This is a genomic window from Haladaptatus ordinarius (assembly GCF_054177595.1).
Map to the genome: position 1 here is coordinate 48532 of NZ_JBPEHH010000006.1, position 15981 is coordinate 64512.

Genomic DNA, 15981 nt, shown 5'->3' on the forward strand with positions numbered 1-15981 from the left:
CCGCTCAGAAATTACTCAAGTTACTCTGCTTTTTCTCATCGCCGTTATCCGCGAAGACGTTCGGGCTGAAGTCGAGATCCAACACTTTCTTTGTTCGCCCAACAGCTAGGTCGCGGGCGATTTCCCAGTCTTCGTAGTCGTGAGGGAGTACCTGAAGGATTGCCTTCAGTGTCGCCTTGAACGTCGAGTCGGAGTCGAAATTCCGTTCACGGAGCCAATCACAGCAAGCACTCTCGCCCTGCACATCGTAGACGTGCATCGCCGCGTGAACTTTGTCTATAGCGAGACTGAACGAGAGGTCGTCTGGATTGACCGGTGTTCGACTCGAACGGTTCTCTGGCTTCTCGTTAATATTTTGGACACGATCAGCGTGTCCTCGGAGATTGATGTCTCCGCTACTTTTTTGCCATATTTTCGTATTGCGTTTAATGTCATCAATATCAACACCAACACCCAGACCAAGCTGGCGTCCTTCATCGTAGGAGAACGTTTGTCTTTCGTAAACTAGCCAACATAGAATATACCATTCAGTCACACTATCCAAGTCATCTATTCCCTCTGCCTCCAAATATTCTTCAGCAAGCACTCTTGTGACCGCTTCTCGTGCTTCCTCCAATGCACGGCGTGGAGGAACCGGTTTATCCTGGTCATCAACCACAGGGTGTGCCTCAGCGAAGACTCTCAATGTGGGTCCGAAAGCACTGATAATGATATCAGTCTTTGTTAAGTTGAACTCGGAATCGATTAGATTCCGTGCAGCCTCTTTTGCAGCATCCCTCGTATCTTGTTTGACATCACTCCACAGCGTCGGAATCGAAGAGTCATCATCGTCTTCTGTAACAGCCTTGCGTCCAGTAAGTAATAGAGTGCTATCGGCTGAACCGCTTCCCTGAGTGTCTGTACGGTTGGGGCGTTCGCTAGTAATTGGGTGAGTAGCCGTTATAGTGAATCCAGAGTTGATTAGAGACTGTGTGAGCGTATCCCATGCGTCTGTCTCTTTGTGCGTGAACATAACGGTCATCACTCCACCTGGCTTCACCACTCGATATATCTCAGAGAAGATATCACTCATTTTCTCCTCATAATCAGATCGGGCAAGATCCTTTTTCGAGGTGCTACCTGCGAGTTCACTAAATTTAGATGGATTAGCGACAGCTTCCTGGTCTTTGTTTGTCACCTCTTCAACAAATAGATCAGAGAATACATCATCAAGATATTGTCTTAGCCACACATAGAATATATCAGACAGCTCCGCATACATGATACTTGAATAGTATGGTGGGTCAACAATCACGGATTCAACTGAATTAGATTTCAGGTCCAGACTTGCTGCGTCTCCATTCAGTACTTCAGCAGGCTCCGATTCAGAGTTTTCTAGGTATCCGACAATTTTCTCGTAAGACCCAAGTATTCTATCCAAAATGTCTGTATACTGTTGATCACCCGAAGAAGGATTATTATCCGTGAACTGCCATTGCGGACTGAGGTTTTTTGCACCAGTAAGGTGCATGGGGTATCCACGATGGATATTGTATGGTGAAAACCGAGAGTTCCGATCGACCATTTTCCCGCCGGCAAGGGCTAATATTGTGATAATTGCTTCAGCTTTTTTCGGAGAGTACTCCTGTTGAATCCTATCCTTTGCTTTCTCAAACGCCTGCCAATACTCATAATGGGCAACCAATTGACGTGGAGTGAACGCATCCCTCCACTCGGAGAAACCGTAACCAGCAGGTTCAGACGTTTTCTGTCCGTTTTCAGGGATACTCTGCGTTAATAACGAGAACAAATTGTAGTCAGATTCGACTCTATCAACCGCTTTTTGATATCCGTCGTAATCCGCTTGAGTTGCTACGCGGTATCCCGAACCGCCTCCAGATTTCGTGTACTTTACACCGAGGATTGCGTACTCGTAGTCGCCATTCTTTACCCGTTTTTTGATTTCACTACTTTCCGTTACTACACCACAGTTAGGGCATTCCGTATTCCCACCTCGAGACCGCGGACCATCTTGGGGGTTGAATTCATCTTTTTTGACGTCGTTAGGGAGTTCTACTCTTTCAAACGTAAGTTCTCCATTCACGTATTTCGGTCTTGCAGCGATACCCTTTGATGAAGAACGTTTGAGGAGCCACAGCTTCGACGTTAGGGGTAAATCACAAGCACAGTTAGGACAACGAATAGTATAGGTCGAAACGTAGTGTGAGGGCGTCTGCCGACTGTTCTTTCCTGGGAAATATTCTACTAAGTTCTTTGAAGCGGTTTTGTCGATTTCCGACCCCCATTTTTCTACTTCTTGACGAAGGTGACCAGCGGATAATGGATAATCGAGGACTACCTTCAGCATTACAGAAGGAACGGGATTGAGTTCGTTTGCCTTCGTTGGCAGACCGTATCTTAGAGATTCAAGCGGGATTACTCCTGAACCAGCTGTTGGATCAAGTACTGTCGGGAGAGAGCCATCCCAAAATTCACGGAGTTGAGAGTGAAGATCACTTTGTTGATTCTTAGTCGGACTGGATTCGAAAGGACGTGGATATCCGTAGTGGTCACCAAGCGTACCGGATCGGTTTCCTTCTGTCGCTTTCTTGTTTACCACATAATCTTCTAATGGAATGTCTGGCTCAAAGTTTGGCTTGATTTGCATCAAACTGAGTATATCATCACTACTGACACCTTCTGGAAGAACTGATGCCAAGACAGCGAGACGTGCAGCAGGAGTCGGCCGTCTAGCATACCACGGGAATAAATATCGATTAGGTGGCATATGCTTGGGATTGTCCTCCTTCAGGTTCTCAATCCCAACTGCCTTCAGTGGAAGTTTACCCTCAATTGCGAGTGATTTCATCGTTTTCTCAGATTTGGATTTTTTTGTCATGTCAGTTAATGTGGTCAGTCAGTAGCGTTCGCAGTGCTTTCTCGCCGTTCGGTGAGGACGGAGATCGACACTTTGCGTGCCAGTAGTAGCACTCTTCGTCACTCATTCGTGCGATGCCACGACAGAACGCCCGCATCCGGTCGACGCGCTGGATTGGCTTCACACCGAGGAAACCTAGAGCAAGTCGGACGCCGACGGTCTCAGGGAGGAAGACTTCGGCGTCGCCCGTGGTCGTGATAACCGACTCGTCGAGGTCGGCTCCACGGAGCGTCTCACGTAACAGTGGAAGTGTGGCTCGAAGGCGACTCCCAGATAGGCGAGTGACCTTCACAGCCGTCCAGTCGTCCCATTCCCATCGGTCGACGTCGGGGTCAGCTGACTCTGCAAACACCGTATCGAACGGTTCGGTTACCAGCCCACGGTTCGGGTTTCCACGCTGAAGACGATCGCGACGGGCTTCGGCTTGGTCTTCGGGGAGTAGCTCGTACAGCGTCAGTGAGGCGCCGTCGACGTCGTCACGACGGGCGAGTGCGAACGTCGGTCGGCCCCCGTACACGCTGCTTCCAAAGCGGCCGTCTGAGAGGGTGTCACTCTCGGCTGCAGGTGGCGTCGCCGAGTCGACGTTGGGTGTTGGGTGCGATGTCATGGTTGAAGCTCTGCGGGGAGTTCGACCGGTCCTCGGCCTTGAACCTTCACGTCGATGTTCGTCGAGCCGAGCTCGTCCTGGAGCTCTGCGAGCACGTCGTCTTCGGCGTCCGTAATCGGCTCCGGGTCGTCCATATCCACACGGAACTTGAGCTCGACCCGCGACGCGCCTCCGAACGGGTCCGGCTGATTCGTCACCCGTGAGAACTCGTCGATGCCACCAGTGAACTGCGCCTGGTACGTCGCACCACCGGACGATTCTGTCTCGTACCGCATCCGTACAGAGACGTTTTCGGCCCGATCCTTGAACGCTTGGCGTTGAGCGATGAACGACCCCTTCGACAGCTGGTCCTCACCACCGATCTCGATCGTGACGCGGTCGATGCCGGGGTCGCCACCCGATGCCGCCTTCCCGAGTGCGTGGGTTCGTACCTCGTTGAATGCTCGTGAGGCGGCCATCAAGCTCGTCGAACGCTCCCAGTCATTCGGCTGGGCACACTCGGCGCAGAGTCCACGCGGGTTCAGCTCAGCTTGACTCGCGACGGTCTTCCCGCAGTTAGCGCACTCATGTTCGATATCGGGCTCGTGTTCCGAGCAGAAGTCTCCTTCCTGGTCGACCTCGACGTCACAGCCGTCCTTAGCACACAGAATTTCGTCTGTCTCCGGTGGACGGATGGCGTCGTGGTGGACGTCGAGAAGGGCGTTGATGTCGGTGTAGACGACGTACTCGTCGCCGACCTTCACGTCCGAATCCCGGATACTGGTTTGGACATCCGGAGAGTCAGAGAGCGGGTTCGCCTTTCGCCAGTTCTCCGGACGGTCGTCCTCGTCACCGTCCCAGTAGGCGAGTCCCTGTTCACCGGACGTGCTGTCCCAGTAGGTGTAGCCGGCGTCGTCGACCATCTTGGCCACCGTCTTCCGTAGTGGCTTCGTGTTGAGGAGATACGGGAGCCCCGGCTTCTTCGCGAACTGCGTGACCAACTGCTCGGTGGTCATGCTATCCTGCGTCTGCTGCCAGAGCTTCTGTTTGAAGAACGCAGCACCCTTCGGGCCGGCGTCTGCACGAATCAGACGGTCCTCGAGTGTCTCTTCGACGGCGTTGACGAGCGTCGTCCCACCGTTCGCTTCGGTGGCATTGATCGTCAGATGGGTCAGTCCGTCACGGTCGACGTAGTACAGGTGTCGGTAGACGCCGCGGACGAGTTCGCCCAGAAGCCCGTGGGTCTGGTCGCGGCGTTCACGAAGCTCCTCGATCTGTTCGTTTGAGAGGTCAGCCGTCTGCTGTGAATCGTCCAGTAGAGCCTCGATTGCCTCGAGTTGGCGTGCCTCGTCGATCGCACTCTGGATGCGTTCTTTGTCAGGGGCGAGGAAGAGCACGTAGTTCTTGTAAACTCGGCTCTGGGTCTCACCGCCGTGCTTTGAGGCAGACTTCTGGTACAGCGTCTGAATCTTCTCAGGAACCTCACTCCCGCCGTCGGAGACGGGCGCGGTGTCCATGTGCATCACTGCGAGCTGAGGCTTGGACACTTTGTCCGGGAGATCCGCTGGCGACTCGGGGAAGACGACTGTTTTGAAGCCACCCGTCCCGATCTCGGAATTCTCCAACCGCGATTCGAATCGGTTGCGTGCCTGTGCGTCGGGCGTGTTGTCCACACGCTGGTCGATGATCCGGATAAGATTCGGGTCGGACTTGAACCGGACACGCTCCTCGTCGTAGAGGTAGTAACACGCGACGTTCATGTCCCCACCTGCGAGGGCTTCCAAGGCCGAGTCGTAGTTGTCGAAGCGGACCTCTGGGTGTCCGAGGGCGGCGTTCATCTCTGCCCGCGTGAGCCCGGTAGCCTGCTCCCCGTAGGCGAGGCTGTGCCATAGGACAGTGGTCGTAAGGTGGCTGGCCAGTGGCGGAATGCCCTTCTCGGTCCACTTGCGGTCTTCGAGTTGCGCGTGGGCGGTGTCATCCTCACTGTAGATGTCGGCCGAGACAGCCGCACTGAGATCCACGAACTCGAAGAGCGTCTCGCGGAGAGTCGAATCGATACTTCCATCAGGTGCATTGTCTGCCGGCGTGAGGTCGTAGAGGCGAATCCAGTGTCGGTCGTAGTGAGTGGGTTGGTGATTCCAGAGGTAGTAGACGGCACGAGCGAGAAGCTTCAGTGCGCCACGGGTTCGCTGGAACTTGGGGATCGTGTCAATCTTCTCTGTGAGCGTGTCGATAATCGTCGGATGGAAGGGATACTCTCGCTCCAACCGATCGACGAAGCTCGCGTCGGTCGCCTCCTGGGGGAACTGCCGGTCGCTATCAGCGTACAGCTGGAAATACGACTCTGAGACCGCTGCTGCCTGCTCGTGGTCGATATCCTCGAAGAGACGGTGCTGAAGAACCTGCCCGACCTCGTTTTCGGACGTCGGAGTGACCGTCTTGTGTTGCCGACGACCAATCTGATTGAGTTCGTCGATGAGCGTCCGGACTTCCTCTGCTTCCTCTTCGAATGCGGTGTCTGCGATACTGTAGACGACTGTGACGTTGTCGAGTTCAGACGCAGTCTCGAGCAGAGAGAGGATGAAACTGAGTGTCTGGCTGGCAAGCGTGGCAGTTCCGACTTCGACGGCAGACGCAGTCTCGAGATAGGCCGCGATCTCGTCGACGAGGATGAGCGCAGGATCATCGCCGAGGTCGAAGAGACCTTTGAGTGTGTTCCCACCGGGAGCGTTGCGTTCTTGGTCGTACTCTTTGAGGTACTCGTATCCTTCGAGGCCGTATAGCTGGTATGCGATTTCGCCCCACATCGTACGGGTGTTCGGGGCGTCCGGATCGGTTCGGTCACTTCGAGCGTTCCGGGCGTCGACGTGCCCGCCGACGAACACTGCAGTGTCGACCGACAGACCATCCCGAACAGCATCGAGATATGCGTCGCCTACGTCACTCGCATTATCCACGAGGTGACGGTTGAGGTCTTCAATACCGGTTGGACTCGTCGCTAGGTGGTAGGAAGCGATAAGATCGTGCGTCTTCCCGCCACCGAAGCGGGTGTCCAAACAGAGGATACTGCTTGAATAACCTCCATCGTCGTATCCACCACCTGCAAGGAATCGCCCGGATAGGTTGGTCAACAGTGTTCGCAGCCCATCAGTGGGATACGTCATGTCGAAGAACTGCGTTGCATCCCGATACACCGGCGCGGCGTCATCGACCGAGTGGACAACTGTCGCGAGACTTGCGGCGAACTGATCCTCCTGGAGCGTTCCATCGAGGACGTCGTCTCGTGGAGTACAAGCTTCGAAGAGGTCAGGATACTCGCTGCTACTCATTGGAATCGTCCTCAGTTGTGGGTTTAGACACGATTACGAACTCACCGTGTGTGCTGTTGTCGATAATCGCGTGAGCGATGTCTTTGGACTCAGCGATGTCGACCTTGATGGGGTCTCCGACGTCAGCATCGAACATGTCGAGTTCGGGGCCGGACAAGTTCACCCGGCCAGATTGGCCAGTGTTTTGTCCGATTGTTTTCTGAGTCATCTGAATACTCACATCACCTGACCGGAATGTTATAACCTTTACTTAGACTAACTACGCGACAATCTGGTAAACAACGACCTGATGACCCCAAGGAATTATTTAAGAATCAGGAATCTGTTGGAGTATACCCAGATTTCCCTCTATGCTCCAATATGCTACAGTCATTCAAATTGAGACGGTAGAAGGTGAGAGGTATCTCGTTGCCGAACGCGGCACAGGTGGGATAATTGTAACGGAATACCCAGAAGATCGTTCGCCTCAGGTTGGTGACGCGGTTTTCTTAAATGGCCATGATGAGTTTGTTGAGATTGCAGAAAGTGGTGGAATCGGGAGGGGCAATTCGCTTGGAGTAGTTGAAACGACGGTCGGCGATAGAATCGTTATCAATACCGGAGTGAGCCTAATTACGGTAGAGAATCCGCTCGATCTCGAGATTAAAAACGGCTACACAGTAGAGTACACAAATGCTGGCACCATCCGTGAGGTAGTAGATAAATCACCAATTAGAGCGATATCGACGTCGGGGCCCGAGACCGATATTGGCGATTTCATCGCCAGCCTTCGAGTGCCATCAAATGAACTTGGCGTTGGGTTTGATGACTACGGTGGGATGACCGACGAATTATACGATGTCCAACAGCGAATCGAAGTCCTACTGAACAAGAGAGAAGAGCTCCAAGCGGTCGGTAACGAGGTCCGGTTGGGAGCAGTATTCTATGGACCACCAGGAACGGGAAAAACACATTTCGCTAGGATTCTGGCTGCCGAATCGGATGCGACTTTTTATCGAATTCGAGGGCCGGAGATTGTCACCCAGCTGGTTGGCGAAACAGAGGAGATACTACGTGCGCTGTTTAAGGATGCAAGCCAACATGAGCCCTCGATAATTTTCTTCGACGAAGTCGACAGCCTCGGCGGTGAGAGAGGTACCGGTCAAAACCAGCAATTCGGAAACCGGGTTGTGGCACAACTGCTTGCGTTGATGGACGGAGTTGACCAAGAGAATGATGGTCTGTTGATAATTGGCTCGACGAATAGAATTGAGGATATGGATGATGCGCTACTGCGTCCGGGTCGACTAGACTGGAAGGTCGCCTTCAAAGAGCCATCACAAGAGGGAAGAGTCGAGATATTCGATGCGCTACGTACTCGATATACTGTAGATGAGGGCGTTAGCTCTGATCAAATAGCTGCGATAACTGAGGGATGGTCTGGTGCTGACCTGGAGGCACTTCTAGACGAAGCCAGTATTGTTTGTGTGGATGACGGACGTGATGAGATCACAATGATGGATTTAATGATAAGTCACGAGCGAGTTAACAGACAGTCAAAGTGAAGATAATGTTTCAATGGATCCGCAACGGTGTATATGCCGTATGGTGGTGGGTTTTACGGAGATGGAATGGCCTGAAAGGCTTGTTTGGTTTTTCAAGCCTACCAGAACTGCGAGAGTTTGTATACATCGATGAAGAAGCACTGATCAGCCTGCTTGCGTCAACAACAGGGGGAATCACCCAGCAGCGTACGACCACTCAACGTGAGAGAATTTCCTCCAGCATCAAGGGCTCTCTCGGTCCACTAACTTCCTCAATCGGTAGTGAATCCGAGAAGGCAACACAAGCAGTCCGAAAGTACGTGGTTCAGTCCAATTTCAAAGAGTTCTATGATATGCGGTCTGGGGATTTGACCATCACAGATAACCCCGCTGACCCACCAGGGGTGTATGTAGCCGCGGCCGATTCAGATGAAGTGAGAGAGGTAGCACCGAATTTAGACGCCTCCCGCACCACAGAGTTAGCTCGGGGGGAATTACTTGAGTTGGACGTCACTTTGGGGAGTTCGAAGATTTATGATTATTTCAAGGTGTTCGGAGCATTCGAGCAAATCATCGATTCGTTTTCCACAGAAGAGGAGATGCGGCAACAGCTCCGAGAACAGAACGTGTCTTCGGAGAAAGTAGCGATGATCATCGATTTGATGGACACGTTGATGGCGGGTCAAATCCCAGTGGAATGTCGAATCTCGAACTATGCTGTCGTAGAAGATCACCAAGACGTTCTGGTTCAGAAAGAGTGGGCAGAAGAAAATGATATAGAATACACAGAGTGCAAAGCAGTCGGGTTTATCGACGAGAAGAACCTCTGGCAAGATCCCACACAAGTACTGTTTGAGGAAGATGAATTTACAATCTATGGTCGGGTTGACAATCCAGTCCCAGCTAGCGAATGGAACCCGTTAAAATTGGTAGACGTCGTACAGAATGTTCTCCCAGGTTTGGGTGACGAACTCGAGGGTCTACAATCTAATCTTGAGGACGCAGAGATCTCAAATAGGTATACAAGTGATGGAGAATTCGAAGAGGAATTGGAACGGTATTTGGATTGGGTTGCAGATGAAAACGGAAAGACCCTATCGGAGGGAACAAAGGCAACCGTTATCGAATCGATTACGCCCTCGACAGACACGATATCACGCGGCGCAAAAAAGGACCTATTTGCATCCGCAGAACAAAAACTCTCAGAGGTCGCAGACGAAGAGATGGGTGTCTCAGCTGAGCGTCGTGCTGAATACTTAGGCAAGGAATGGCAATCAGAACAGTCGGCACTCATAGATACAGAAGGCCAATCTGATGAAAAATATCTGATGACCAACTTCGTAGCGATCTACTGGTGATTTACCTGCTGATTGGGGACGTCGGAAGCTAGGTCCGGGGTTGCTCTCCACTAATAGACAACGGAATACACCAGCAAACCGCTAGCGTACAGTGTGAGAAGAACGTACAGGAGTGCCAGTAATGCGGCAATCGTCTTTTCTACTGTCGTTTGTTCGTAGTATTGGACATCGTCGGTGTTTCGAGCAATATCCCAAAGGACCTCACCAAGCATCGTGATCCGAGGAAACCGGCTATCATGTGACTCGGTGGCTCCAGTTGGCCCTAAACGCTCCCACTCCTGTTGGTACACTGGATACGCGAGATTGGACTCCATCTCGTGGAGTATCTCATATTTGGCTTGGTTTAGTCGACGGTGGGAGTCCACTGTTTGATACCAGAGTCCGCAGAGGCAAACGCCAAGCAGACCCACTGCCACGAACCCGATCTGCTGGGCGAACGAAAGAGGGCCCCGGGCGATAAACGTAATTACGACCAGAATTCCGGAGAGGAGTGAGACGTAAAACCGGTTTGTCCGAAGTCTCCTGTCAGAAACGGCCATCGCACTCCCGGCATAGTGTGTGTACTGGTCGATGAGCGTCTGATCGCGCGTGGGGTTGCGGGAGTCGGTAGAGGTCGTGTCTGAATCTGACGACGGCTCTGGATCGGTTGAGCCCTCCTCAGCCATGTTTCGCAATCGCGTTCACGATCGACCGCTGTCGCCAACCAACGATCTCGTCCGCAGCGTCCCTCACCGAGACGGGTAGTCGTTCATTCCCGTTCGGCTGCACTCCGATAATGGGTTTCTCGAAGTGTTTCGCCATCTCGATTTCTTCCTCAATCCATTCACTGTGCGAGACATACATTCCAGCAACAACGACGACAACGTTCGCCTGTCGAACCTGCCGATAGAGCTGCTGTCGAAGATCATTCGTGTCCTCGAACTCCAGCGGGTCGTCCTCTGGGACACTGAAATTCTGCCAGTCGAGTCGCTCTTCGTCATCGAGGAACTTCTCAATACGTTCGCGCTGGTCAGAGTACTTCCACGAATGACTCACGAACACCCGATATGGTCGATCTTCAAGGGGAAGCCGAGGTCGGACCGGTGAATCGGTGTCTTCAGTCGTAGAGCCAGCTGAAACCAGACCACCGAGTCCCTGCGCTCCCTTGTATGTGAGATAGCCCGCGACGGCAGCAGCGATGATCAGTTCTGGTGCGTCGTTCCAGAGGTATCGAAGTGGGTCGTCGTGCGGGTCATGTTCGACTTGCCCGCCCTTCCAGTCAGCATACCCGACAAGGAGGTCCTTTCCGAGGTCGACGAGGTTCGGGGGTTGGTCGCTGCCGGTCGGGACAGAGGTTGGTTCAGTGGCGTCTAGGACACGGTCACTGGTACCATCGCTGAACAGGGCAGAGAACGGATCAGAGTCATCTCGTCCATTCACGAGAGAGTTCACATCGAGGCTACCAGTGGGGCTTTGGACCTCGACTGTCGGGACGCGGGTGACGTGGTCGTTTTCGTTTGGCGTCACAACAGATATGTCGTGATTTGAGTATTTAAACTCAAGGGGACTTTTCGCTATTTTCTGGTCTCGGCTAGCAACACCTGTGTACCTACGAATCACAGTATTCGATATGCCCTATTGCTCAAATTGCGGAAGTCGAGTCAAAGACACCCACCACTACTGTGGTTCGTGCGGGCAGGCCCTTTCTGAGGTCGCAGAATCAGAAACAGATCCGCCGATGGCAGTAAGTCGAGATGGATTTCTCTCGCTACGTTCGCTCTCCTACATCAATGGTCTGCTCAGTGGCGAACGTGAACTCGACCGGGACTCGGTTTCGTATACACAATTATCCCGAGAAGTGAACGCCGCCCTGGCAGATTTCGCCCGTCTCGCGATGGTCGAAGAGTTGGACCTACTCCAACTGTGGGCAGCTGGTTCAAGCTCTGAAGCGCTATCCACGCCCGTTGAGGACATGAATAGCAATCAGGTCCGTGACTGGCTGGCCGCATTAGGGCTTGGTCGCACTCTACGAATGTACGATGAATCCCTCCACACAGAGTTTGAAGACGAATTCAACGAGCGACTACAGAAATTGGTCGAAATAGCACGTGAAGAACTCGACGATAATGGCGGTGAATAAGACGTACCCCTGCGCTACATCGCAGCGAACTCTTCGCCGGAGTCAGGAAGGTACTCGATGATACTCCGATGGGCACCGAATTCGCTGATAATCGTCTGTAGCGCGTCGACGACGGTCGCGATGTCCCGGTTGAGCTCGTGCTCGCGGTACGTTCCGCCGTCCTGACCACGGTGTTCCATATGCGAGAGGGTCAGATTGAGAATCTCGAAGTCGGACAGGAAGCTGCGCATCCGGCGAGCCGTACGTGGGTCTCGACCCTGGAACTCGCAGAGTTCTTTGTAGCGCTGGTAGACGATTCGCGACCGGGCAGGGGTAGCATCCTCGGCAGCGAGCGTGGTCAGCGCGTAGAGTGTGAGTTGCTCGTGTTCGGTGAGGTCGCGCATGATGTCCATGCTCTGCTGTGCCTCGAGCTTCTCCTGGGCGCGTTCGACGTGGTCGGTCGTAACTGAATCCGCGTTCTCGGTGCGTGCCAGATCACCCGCCTTCCGAAGAAGTGTAATCGCTCGTCGGGCGTCACCACCATCCTGGCGACCGAGGGCTGCACACAGCGGAATCACGCCCTCTTTGAGAGCGCTCTGGTGGAACGCGATTTCTGCCCGCTGTTCGAGGACCTTCTGGAGCTCTTCCGTACCGTACGGGGGGAACGAAATCTCGGTTTCACACAACGACGACTGAACCTTCGCATCGAGCTGCTCTCGGAACGTCGAGTCGTTACTGATCCCGATGAGGCCGAGCTGAATATTGTCGATGTACCCGTTGTTGTCGGCACGGGTAATCTGGTAGAGGAACGTGTCGTCCGTGATGTGGTCGATCTCGTCGAGGACGATTATTACGGTCCCCGAGAGCTTGTTGAGTTCATCCCAGAGAAGACGATAGACTTTGGATTGGGGATGGCCGGTTTCGGCGATGTGGTGTTCGGGCTCTCGGAGATTGTTCACCAGACTAATCGCCGCCTGGTAGCTCGTGCTGAGACCGTCGCAGTTGAGCGAGATGACAGAGAGGTCAACTTCGAAATGCTCCGCCGAATCCAAGAGCTCGTTCAGTAGGAAGTTCGTCACAGCGGTCTTGCCGACGCCAGTTTTGCCGTAAATGAAGATGTTGTCGGGGTACTCACCGTTGATGATCGGCTGCAGGGCCGCTTCGTACTCCTCGATCTCGTTGTCCCGCCCGACGATGTCGTCTGGAACGTACTCGACTTTGAGTGTATTCCGCCGTTTGTACAGTGTATCGTCCGGCTGAAATCGGGGAGTCATATTGTCCTCGACTGATTCAGGCTAGAATCATAACTGTTTCGACCACCGTTTCCGCTATTTCCAGTATAACCGCCATGGGGCGTGAGTTCCACTATTCGATATCGACCCCGCCATTTCCAGTCTATTGGAAGAATGTCGTGTTGGCTGTCACGAGGAGAGAACACAGAAGACCCGACTCTCGATGAACAACCCACCCCACTATTTCCAGTAAACACAGCAGATCGCGGATGACCGACCCACCCCGTCGTTTCCAGTAATTCGCGGTAACTCCAGGTAGCGAGTGACGAGTGAGACAGACCACAGGGTTCCAGTATTTCCAGTAAGCATTTCTTTATATACTCGATAGACCCCACTGTTTCCAGTATACTCGGTCAGAACACGAACCAGCAGACTGCGGAGGGCAACAGCTGACGAGAATGACGGAACACCCCCTCCCCACTATTTCCAGTAAAGCACCACGAAAGAGAGCCGCCTAGTGATAAGAAACTCTAAACAAAAGAAAAGTTTATATCAATAGCGTTTGAGCTAGTCCGTAGGAGAGCTAGAGGACGGTTGCTGTTGCGGTTTACTCTAGTGAAAGAAAGCGACTCGAAAGTTCGGGAGACCTTCGTCACTATCTTTACTGGAAATAGTGGGGGGAGGGTGGGTGACTAGAGCCGCTAGCTCTCATCGTGTAAGTGTATTAGTGGAAATAGTGGGGTCTGACACTCGTCAGACGTTCTGGATAGGTTAACCAACGTGGAGGGGAAGGCTGTTCACTCGTTGGTTAATGGCCAATCGTGAGTAGCACCAACTCCACTCGTGTTCGACGAGCTGATGAGACTAGACTGCCAGTCACCACACCACTATTTCCAGTAAAACACCGTCTCTCCGTCTCACCGACAAACGAGGACTAGTTATCTGAATCGACCGGCCCTTTGTATTTGGAACGTATTTTTTCGCCCTCCCTCCACTGCCAGTAGTAGTACCGATTGTCGTTGATCTCTTTCACCGTGATCGTTGCCTTCGAGGGGACGTCGTCCGGAAGGTCCTCTGGCCGCTCCTCGACCTGGTTGCTCTCTTCGTTTTCCGCTAGCCGTGCTTCTCGTTCATGGTATTCTGCGAGCTCTTCCGCGAACCGAGCGACTTGTCGGAGTACCTCTGGAGGTTGATCATCGAGCTTCGAAACGATGTCAGCTGGAACTTCGTGAGGTGGGTCTGGTGGTGAATAGGACATGGGGCAGGCTCTGTTAACCAACATCTCCAGCCGATATCTTAGGATTGTTGGTTAAACAAATCGTCTATTGACTCGAGAGTTCCTCGATAACCGCTACTGTAGCAGCGAGTGTCTGTCGCCGGTCCTCTCGTTCTTCGATCTCCTGGTTCAACTGCCGAATCTCTGCTGAGAGTTGCTCAACTACGTCCGTCGTCTCAGGGAGACGGCCATCGGGACGAGGAACGTTCCCACTCCGAATTTCGAGATCGGTCCGCCGTAGATGCTTGCACCCACCGCTCGGGTTCCGCTTCGAGAAATCTGGACACGTACACGTCTCACTCGCAACGTCGACCTCGTAGATGTTCCCTGACTCCGATTTCACCTCGTAGATTCCTCCCTTCTGTAGTAACGAGACATCCATCTCTTCGGTTCGAGCTCGCTTAGTGCGCGGCTCGAGTGTCTCTTGAGACGGGTCCTCGTCAATAGTGGGCTGTTGGCCAGCTTCAGTAGGTGTCGAAGCTGAAGGAGTGGGGTTCGATGCTACCACTCCACCATCGGGTGAATATACTCGCTCTTCGTGGTCTGTTTCGTCTCCGTTCTCTGTTTCGACGATGTCAGTGCGTTCGGTCATGATCTCAGTTGAATCGACGTGGCGAGTTCGCGCACGCCGTCGCCCTTCGACGGCGTGAAAAACCGGCTTTCAACGCACCAGGGTCTTCACTCGATTAGTTTCGACTGTGAGTGCTGCTCGGAGGTTAGCCGAAGCGTCACTCCCCGAGTGATCGAATAATCTCCTGAGCGGTGGAACTGATTCGACCGAGACGCTCTTGAATCGCCTCCGGATCATCGCCCTGCCATGCAGCGAGATAGAACGCTGAGCCATTCGTGTCGAGTCCGAAATACCGACCGACTATGTACGCGACGGCTTCTGCTTCGACCTCGCGTTTTGCCCGTTCGGGTTCATCTTCGATATCGAAGTGGAGCAGCGCATGGGCGTACTCGTGAATCAGCGTGACCGCGAGATCTGCTTGGTTCGACCGAGCCCTCGCCTCGACGACTGGCTGAAAGTCGTGTAGGCTCCGATACTTACAGACCCCTTTCGCGTCGCCATGCTCCCAGTCATCGGCATCGACGATGCGAACCGTCACACCGAGTTCATCAGCTGCATCTTTGAGCGCTGGCACTAGGTCGTTGGCGTCGCCCGTCGCCGCCGTCTCCAGTTCGGGAAGCGGTTCTCCTTCCGTCTGTGACACGTCGAAGACTGGTGCTGGTTTGAACCCGACGAGGCCTTTCGACCAGTCATCCGGCGACGTTTCGTCGTACTCACAACCGATGTTCTCGTGGTAGCTGGGCGAATTCTCACACTCGGGACATCGCTTGGTGATGATTGGTGCCCAGATCCAGATGGCCTGTTCGCCTTCCTGGACGTGCCGTTCGAAGTCGTTCCGCCATGTGTTGTAGCCTGCGACCTTCGTTGCCTCGGGACACTGGAGCTTGATGAGGAGCGTGTTTCGGTGCGAATAGTCGTGGAACCGACTCTGGACCTCCAGCCACTCTTGGAACTCCTCACTTGCTTGTGCATCGTCGACGTGGTCGACGAGGTCGTCGATCCACTCTTCGATAGTACTGTGCATCTCGTCGTGTCGGGTCTCGGTCTCCTCGAACGAGACCGACGAATCACTACTCGTAGCCATGGTTTTC

13 protein-coding genes are annotated in these 15981 nt (G+C 53.4%); 3 read left to right on the plus strand and 10 right to left on the minus strand.

Annotated elements, in window-relative coordinates; genetic code table 11:
* Positions 1-4: 4 nt before the first annotated feature.
* The 4 genes from ACR3FF_RS04050 to ACR3FF_RS04065 are packed head-to-tail and all read right to left on the minus strand — an operon-like array spanning position 5 to position 7040.
* Complete coding sequence (locus ACR3FF_RS04050; protein WP_458186276.1) at positions 5-2878, minus strand: DUF1156 domain-containing protein; 2874 nt, start codon at positions 2876-2878, stop codon at positions 5-7.
* A gap of 1 nt (position 2879) precedes the next feature.
* The gene (locus ACR3FF_RS04055) at positions 2880-3524 is read right to left on the minus strand and encodes a DUF7680 family protein (protein ID WP_458186277.1); all 645 of its coding nucleotides are present in this window, start codon (positions 3522-3524) and stop codon (positions 2880-2882) included.
* Complete coding sequence (locus ACR3FF_RS04060) at positions 3521-6832, minus strand: ATP-binding protein (protein WP_458186279.1); 3312 nt, start codon at positions 6830-6832, stop codon at positions 3521-3523. The genes ACR3FF_RS04055 and ACR3FF_RS04060 overlap by 4 nt, the downstream gene beginning before the upstream one ends.
* Positions 6825-7040, minus strand: coding sequence for a hypothetical protein (locus ACR3FF_RS04065; protein ID WP_458186281.1), 216 nt, complete (start codon positions 7038-7040; stop codon positions 6825-6827). Before ACR3FF_RS04065 ends, ACR3FF_RS04060 begins: the two co-directional genes overlap by 8 nt.
* A gap of 142 nt (positions 7041-7182) precedes the next feature.
* Here ACR3FF_RS04065 and ACR3FF_RS04070 point away from each other — a divergent pair, with 142 nt between their 5' ends.
* Positions 7183-8376 carry an ATP-binding protein gene (locus tag ACR3FF_RS04070; RefSeq protein WP_458186283.1) on the plus strand — a complete coding sequence of 398 codons (1194 nt, stop codon included), beginning with the start codon at positions 7183-7185 and terminating at the stop codon, positions 8374-8376.
* Between the two features lie 5 nt (positions 8377-8381).
* Entirely contained in the window at positions 8382-9713 is a 1332-nt protein-coding gene (locus ACR3FF_RS04075) for a DUF6414 family protein (protein ID WP_458186284.1), read from the plus strand.
* Positions 9714-9763: 50 nt separating this feature from the next.
* On the opposite strand, the gene ACR3FF_RS04080 is transcribed toward ACR3FF_RS04075, so the two are convergent.
* Both ACR3FF_RS04080 and ACR3FF_RS04085 read right to left on the minus strand, forming a co-directional pair.
* Positions 9764-10378 (minus strand): RipA family octameric membrane protein, encoded by a 615-nt coding sequence (locus ACR3FF_RS04080; protein WP_458186286.1) that lies wholly within the window; start codon positions 10376-10378, stop codon positions 9764-9766.
* Positions 10371-11132, minus strand: a complete 762-nt coding sequence (locus ACR3FF_RS04085; protein WP_458186287.1) for a TIR domain-containing protein — start codon at positions 11130-11132, stop codon at positions 10371-10373. Before ACR3FF_RS04085 ends, ACR3FF_RS04080 begins: the two co-directional genes overlap by 8 nt.
* Before the next feature lie 298 nt (positions 11133-11430).
* On the opposite strand from ACR3FF_RS04085, the gene ACR3FF_RS04090 reads away from it, so the two are divergent.
* Positions 11431-11832: a hypothetical protein gene (locus ACR3FF_RS04090; RefSeq protein WP_458186288.1), complete on the plus strand. Its 402-nt coding sequence runs from the start codon at positions 11431-11433 to the stop codon at positions 11830-11832.
* A 14-nt stretch (positions 11833-11846) separates the two neighbouring features.
* Here the strand turns inward: ACR3FF_RS04090 and ACR3FF_RS04095 are convergent, their stop codons facing one another.
* From ACR3FF_RS04095 to ACR3FF_RS04110, 4 genes are all read right to left on the minus strand, one after another.
* Positions 11847-13085: an orc1/cdc6 family replication initiation protein gene (locus tag ACR3FF_RS04095; RefSeq protein WP_458186290.1), complete on the minus strand. Its 1239-nt coding sequence runs from the start codon at positions 13083-13085 to the stop codon at positions 11847-11849.
* 892 nt (positions 13086-13977) lie between these two features.
* The gene (locus ACR3FF_RS04100) at positions 13978-14301 is read right to left on the minus strand and encodes a DUF6788 family protein (protein WP_089699168.1); all 324 of its coding nucleotides are present in this window, start codon (positions 14299-14301) and stop codon (positions 13978-13980) included.
* 64 nt (positions 14302-14365) lie between these two features.
* Positions 14366-14662 carry a hypothetical protein gene (locus tag ACR3FF_RS04105; RefSeq protein ID WP_458186292.1) on the minus strand — a complete coding sequence of 99 codons (297 nt, stop codon included), beginning with the start codon at positions 14660-14662 and terminating at the stop codon, positions 14366-14368.
* Between the two features lie 385 nt (positions 14663-15047).
* Positions 15048-15974 (minus strand): M78 family metallopeptidase domain-containing protein, encoded by a 927-nt coding sequence (locus ACR3FF_RS04110; protein ID WP_458186294.1) that lies wholly within the window; start codon positions 15972-15974, stop codon positions 15048-15050.
* Positions 15975-15981: the final 7 nt, after the last annotated feature.

Excerpts from the sequence above, each read along its gene's own strand:
- ACR3FF_RS04100 (WP_089699168.1), bottom strand. The coding sequence starts at position 14,301 with ATGTCCTATTCACCACCAGACCCACCTCACGAAGTTCCAGCTGACATC.
- ACR3FF_RS04070 (WP_458186283.1), top strand. The coding sequence starts at position 7,183 with ATGCTCCAATATGCTACAGTCATTCAAATTGAGACGGTAGAAGGTGAG.
- ACR3FF_RS04095 (WP_458186290.1), bottom strand. The coding sequence starts at position 13,085 with ATGACTCCCCGATTTCAGCCGGACGATACACTGTACAAACGGCGGAAT.
- ACR3FF_RS04090 (WP_458186288.1), top strand. The coding sequence starts at position 11,431 with ATGGCAGTAAGTCGAGATGGATTTCTCTCGCTACGTTCGCTCTCCTAC.
- ACR3FF_RS04080 (WP_458186286.1), bottom strand. The coding sequence starts at position 10,378 with ATGGCTGAGGAGGGCTCAACCGATCCAGAGCCGTCGTCAGATTCAGAC.
- ACR3FF_RS04050 (WP_458186276.1), bottom strand. The coding sequence starts at position 2,878 with ATGACAAAAAAATCCAAATCTGAGAAAACGATGAAATCACTCGCAATT.
- ACR3FF_RS04065 (WP_458186281.1), bottom strand. The coding sequence starts at position 7,040 with ATGACTCAGAAAACAATCGGACAAAACACTGGCCAATCTGGCCGGGTG.
- ACR3FF_RS04075 (WP_458186284.1), top strand. The coding sequence starts at position 8,382 with ATGTTTCAATGGATCCGCAACGGTGTATATGCCGTATGGTGGTGGGTT.
- ACR3FF_RS04060 (WP_458186279.1), bottom strand. The coding sequence starts at position 6,832 with ATGAGTAGCAGCGAGTATCCTGACCTCTTCGAAGCTTGTACTCCACGA.
- ACR3FF_RS04110 (WP_458186294.1), bottom strand. The coding sequence starts at position 15,974 with ATGGCTACGAGTAGTGATTCGTCGGTCTCGTTCGAGGAGACCGAGACC.
- ACR3FF_RS04055 (WP_458186277.1), bottom strand. The coding sequence starts at position 3,524 with ATGACATCGCACCCAACACCCAACGTCGACTCGGCGACGCCACCTGCA.